This is a genomic window from Nostoc sp., from assembly GCF_036917515.1.
Classification (GTDB): Bacteria; Cyanobacteriota; Cyanobacteriia; order Cyanobacteriales; family Nostocaceae; genus Nostoc.
Genome location: NZ_JBALDE010000121.1, coordinates 1 through 4,474 on the forward strand (window position 1 = coordinate 1; position 4,474 = coordinate 4,474).

The following is a 4,474-nucleotide window of genomic DNA, read 5'->3' on the forward strand; positions in this document are numbered from 1 at the left end:
AATAAGCTTCATTTTTTTGAGAGGGTTTTTTACTTCAATCCCTTTACCTGTAACACTTTTACGATTATTGTCGCCCCTTCAAATATCTGAGCCAATTTTATAAGGTAGATATTTCAACGCTGAGGTTTTCCCTGTCCTCCGCCCACCATAAAGTAACAGCACTGGCGGTTGCTCAGAAAGCGCCAAAGTTTCAATTTCTTGAAATATATCAATTCGTCCTTTGAAACGATTCTTTGCTGTTTCCGGGTCTAGCGAGTTACCAGCAATATAAACTTGTCAAATTTCTTTTGATTGCTGTGCCTGTTCGTTTAAAGTGTGCTGCGCCGTCTCTAGGATAGTTAGCCAGCTTTGTGCAATGTTGCCAAAAGAGACAGCAACGCGAGCATTTTTTGTCAAGGCTAGACTTTGCCCCAGTTGGCGTAAGGCATTGATGGGAATATTAAGTAACTCATATTTACGATAAGGTGAAGTTGCTTGCTCTGATGCCCGTACATTCTGACTAATATCCAAAAATTGGGGTAGCACTTTGCCAAGTTCCTTTGGTGGTGGTGAGGGAATCCACGCTAATTGGTTAGCAATGTCTACAATATCGCTCAACCTCTGACAACGGTTGAGAATATCTACAGCAATACCAGAAATGTGTAATACTCGCTGCTGCCAAGTCCGAACAAAATAATGCAGCAACGAAGATTTACCAATGTGCTTGTCACCAACTATATTTATACTTGTAGGCTGATCGCCCTTCATCCGAGATGCGATCGCGTATAATTCATCTTTACGACCGACAAACAGCCTGGGATCTTCAATCATCCCCGCAGCCACAAAAGGATTGTCAGGCACCGCTCCAGAAGTCATGTAAAGCGTTTATCCTAATTTCAGCTTAAGTGCAATCACCTAAAAGAATAGCACTAGCCCGATAATGTCTTTGCGATCTAGTTCTTGGGTATATGCATTTGCCATATAATGACAAGCCACAACGATTCCTAACACGAGATTGAAAACCAAATCATCTCAATCTGCGATGCGGAAATCTGAATTTCCTGTGTGGACTGCTTTGAGTAAAGACTACAGTTACAACAATGAGACTCAAAATCTTAGAACAAACTCCAACATTATTAAAACTACGACTCAAGCCAGTAGCCATCTTCTACTGGTTATTTGGCGGACTATTTGTAGGAGGAGGCGTTTTATTAATCGCGACACTGGCAAAGACAACTACTTTTACTTGTAATCGGGTTGAACCTACTCAAGAAAGTTGCCAATTAATCACTAAGAGGATTTTCAAATCTCAAGTTAAAACTTGGAATCTCAAAGAGGTACTAGGTGCAAAACTAGACATTAGTAAGACTGCTGGGAATAGTTATCCCTTGGTACTTATGACGAGAAATGGTTCAATTCCCATAGATTTAGTAAATGCAGACAGCACTTACAAGGAATCAAAGGCTAAACAAATCAACGCCTTTCTTAAAAACTCACAAGAACCAAAATTAACTATTCATGAAGATACTCGTTTATGGACTTATCCTCTAGGTTTATTGTTGATTGCCAGTGGTACTGTTTGTATTATTTATCTGCTGATGAATAACATAATTATTTGCATTTTCGATAAAACTCTTGACAAAGCAACTATCGAACGTAAAGGTTGGCTTGGGCAAGAAGTTATTGAAGCTAAACTCTCAGAAATAGCAGGGCTGAATATGGATGCAGTTACAATTGACACAGTAACAGGTACAAGTTCAAGCAGTTACAATATTGTCTTAAACTTGGTATCTGACAAAAATATTTATTTGGCTGCTGGGCCAATGTTTACTGCTAAGAGTGCAGAACAAACCATTGAAGCGATCGCCAGCTTCCTGAAATTAGATTAACCTTAGAACAACGCCTTTAGCACTTTGCCAAATACTCATACTGCTCTAAACTATTATATTGTAAATTTGTGCCCAAATCCTTACTAAAAGCTGAGTCAAACGACCACAAACCTCTGATGGATAATCTATAATCCAAAATTGAAAATCTAAAATTACTAAACTCCCCAGGCTGGATTCGAACCAGCGACCAATCGATTAACAGTCGATCGCTCTACCACTGAGCTACTGAGGATCACTCACAATTTATCATCTTAGGGCTAAAAATAGGATTTGGCAAGTACTTTCGCCAATATTTTTTTTAGATGCTTAATTATAGATAATTTTTGCAGCCAAAATCTATTCAGGAACTTAAGCAGAGACTACTAAATACTAAATACCTACAATCCCATTCGTAATTCTGCCAAACGCTGCCGCGCCTTCGCATCAATGGCATTAGCTAAAAATCTACTCTTCGATTGTTTGCGCGTATGATACTTTTGTCGCATCCGGCAGACAGTGGCTTCCACTTCCCCACAGAGTTGTTGTGCTGACAACCATTCAGCCCCATAGCCTTGTATCATCAACTGCTGTGCCCGATCTGATGTAGCAACAATTACACGAGAAATCAAAGATTGAGCTATTTGCTGGCGAAAAGAAGCGCAGGATTTTTCAATATAAGTATCTGCTGTTTGCCCAAAATCAGTGTAATAAACAGATAAAAGCTCAGTAATAATTTCTTTATTACTAGAGGTATTTTGATATTGGGCATCAAAAACTATTTGAGTTGTGTAACCTTGAAACGCACTATAACTAGTCATTGCTTCCACAAGTTCACCCCGTGCTGCCTCTAATCCAACGCTATCACGCGTTTTTTTAAGGCAAGGCCAAGCGCCTATGATATTGTAGCCGTCCACCAATAAAACGGCTTGGAGTAAGGAACGGGGCATGGTTTTTAATCACAATTTTCTAGAGTTAACAAAATTCATTCATAAGTTTTATAATAGTTGATGCATTGTGTGTAATATAGTGTTACATACAATAAAAAATACGGCAGCCTCATAAAACTCAAACCTTAGATAGACGCACCAACTTAAAACGCGCCTTTGTTTAAAAGGCGCATTTTAGTTCTTTTTTACAGTTCTTTTTTAGTAGTCTTCAAGAGTGCTGAATGCAATAAATTTTACTTATTTACTTATTTATTCAGCACTCAATTAAGAGGCTTCGCTATGTACCTCCATCAGACGTTGTTTGAGGCGTTGGGCTTCACCACTATCAACCAGAGAGCCTTTTTCTAGCAAGAAAGCACCGTCACAGTAATTTAACTCATCTAATCGATGTGTTACCCAAAGGGCTGTAATACCTCGACTTTTAACAAGGCGACGGACACCAGCAACTAAATCCAACTGGCTATCTGGATCTAGTAAAGCAGTAGGTTCATCTAATAATAAGACTTCACAGCGACGTGCGATCGCACCAGCGATCGCGACTCGCTGTTTTTGTCCCCCAGAAAGTGCATAGATAGGGCGTCGTTGGAGGGTAAGCAAATTCACCGCCCCTAGCGCCTCCTCAACCCTGGCTCTAGTAGCAGCAGGTGGCAACTTTTCTTCCACCAATCCAAAAGCCACATCAGCACCAACCGTTGGCATCACCAGTTGATGATCCGGATTTTGGAAGACAAAACCAACGGGGTGTAAAATCCGAATTTCGCCAGATGCAGGAGCTAATAACCCCGCCAGTAATCTCAGTAACGTTGATTTGCCGCTGCCATTTGTACCCAAGAGCATCCAAAACTCACCCTTGGGTACTTCTAAAGAGCAAGATTTGATAACTTTCTCTCCATTAGGCCAACTGAAATTTAAATCTTTGACCTCAATGCCCACTTGAGCCATTTGTCAACCTTGGTTACTCAGCAGTTACAGCGAAAAAGCCAGGTGGTCTGCCACCACCAGGGGTTGTACCATCTTTCTGAACAATCTGCACCCCAGAAATTTCACTAGCGCGGACGGCAATTTTTTTCTCTGTCTTGCCCTCGCACTTAAGTTCTACAATGTCAGGGTTCCCAGAACGGATTGCTGCCAAAATTAGCTGATAGATAGCTTCAGCATCCTCTGCTGACTTACGTTGTACTGAGATCGGGAAAGCAGTGTTTCTGATGCTTAAATCGATGGTAAACATTTAGCAATAATTAAATTTAACTGTGGACTCATTTTAGCGTCAGCTGACTAATTGTAGGGAAATGGGGATTAGGCATGGGGAATGGGGCATTGAGCATTAGTTATTTCTTTCACTACTCCTCTGCTCCTTTGTCCCTCATTCCCTGTTCCCTACTACCCATTTATCACCTCATCTGAATCAAAAATTAATTTTTATGAGAAAACCCCTAGAAAAATTAGCAATTTACACCTAATATGATTAAAGGTGTGTAAAAAATTGTAAACTAGGTTAACAACCCGGTTTACTTTCTGCTTAGAGAAGGCTTTTTTATGGCCGTCTATAATAGAGATACAACCTGTACTTATAAACATTTGGAGATTTGCTCTAATGACCATCGCAGTTGGACGCGCGCCCAGTAGAGGGTGGTTTGACGTTCTAGACGACTGGCTCAAGCGCGATCGCTTCGTATTCGT

The 4,474-nt window shown here is 40.6% G+C and carries 5 protein-coding genes and 1 tRNA gene; 1 reads left to right on the forward strand and 5 read right to left on the reverse strand.

From position 1 onward, the window contains the following. Positions 1-276: 276 nt before the first annotated feature. A complete protein-coding gene (locus V7K89_RS16065) occupies positions 277-855 on the reverse strand; it encodes a hypothetical protein (RefSeq protein WP_335188740.1) in 579 nt (192 codons plus the stop codon). Between the two features lie 224 nt (positions 856-1,079). Here V7K89_RS16065 and V7K89_RS16070 point away from each other — a divergent pair, with 224 nt between their 5' ends. Next, a complete protein-coding gene (locus tag V7K89_RS16070) occupies positions 1,080-1,868 on the forward strand; it encodes a hypothetical protein (protein ID WP_335188742.1) in 789 nt (262 codons plus the stop codon). 160 nt (positions 1,869-2,028) lie between these two features. Here the strand turns inward: V7K89_RS16070 and V7K89_RS16075 are convergent. From V7K89_RS16075 to V7K89_RS16090, 4 genes are all read right to left on the reverse strand, one after another. After that, positions 2,029-2,100, reverse strand: a tRNA-Asn gene (locus tag V7K89_RS16075). 145 nt (positions 2,101-2,245) lie between these two features. Further along, positions 2,246-2,794 carry an NYN domain-containing protein gene (locus V7K89_RS16080; protein WP_335188744.1) on the reverse strand — a complete coding sequence of 183 codons (549 nt, stop codon included), beginning with the start codon at positions 2,792-2,794 and terminating at the stop codon, positions 2,246-2,248. A 264-nt stretch (positions 2,795-3,058) separates the two neighbouring features. Then, positions 3,059-3,736: an ABC transporter ATP-binding protein gene (locus V7K89_RS16085; RefSeq protein WP_104906077.1), complete on the reverse strand. Its 678-nt coding sequence runs from the start codon at positions 3,734-3,736 to the stop codon at positions 3,059-3,061. A gap of 13 nt (positions 3,737-3,749) precedes the next feature. After that, positions 3,750-4,022, reverse strand: a complete 273-nt coding sequence (locus V7K89_RS16090) for a hypothetical protein (protein WP_335188745.1) — start codon at positions 4,020-4,022, stop codon at positions 3,750-3,752. Positions 4,023-4,474 lie beyond the last annotated feature (452 nt).

Coding starts and splice junctions, on each gene's coding strand:
- V7K89_RS16065 (WP_335188740.1), bottom strand. CDS start 855: ATGACTTCTGGAGCGGTGCCTGACAATCCTTTTGTGGCTGCGGGGATG.
- V7K89_RS16070 (WP_335188742.1), top strand. CDS start 1,080: ATGAGACTCAAAATCTTAGAACAAACTCCAACATTATTAAAACTACGA.
- V7K89_RS16080 (WP_335188744.1), bottom strand. CDS start 2,794: ATGCCCCGTTCCTTACTCCAAGCCGTTTTATTGGTGGACGGCTACAAT.
- V7K89_RS16085 (WP_104906077.1), bottom strand. CDS start 3,736: ATGGCTCAAGTGGGCATTGAGGTCAAAGATTTAAATTTCAGTTGGCCT.
- V7K89_RS16090 (WP_335188745.1), bottom strand. CDS start 4,022: ATGTTTACCATCGATTTAAGCATCAGAAACACTGCTTTCCCGATCTCA.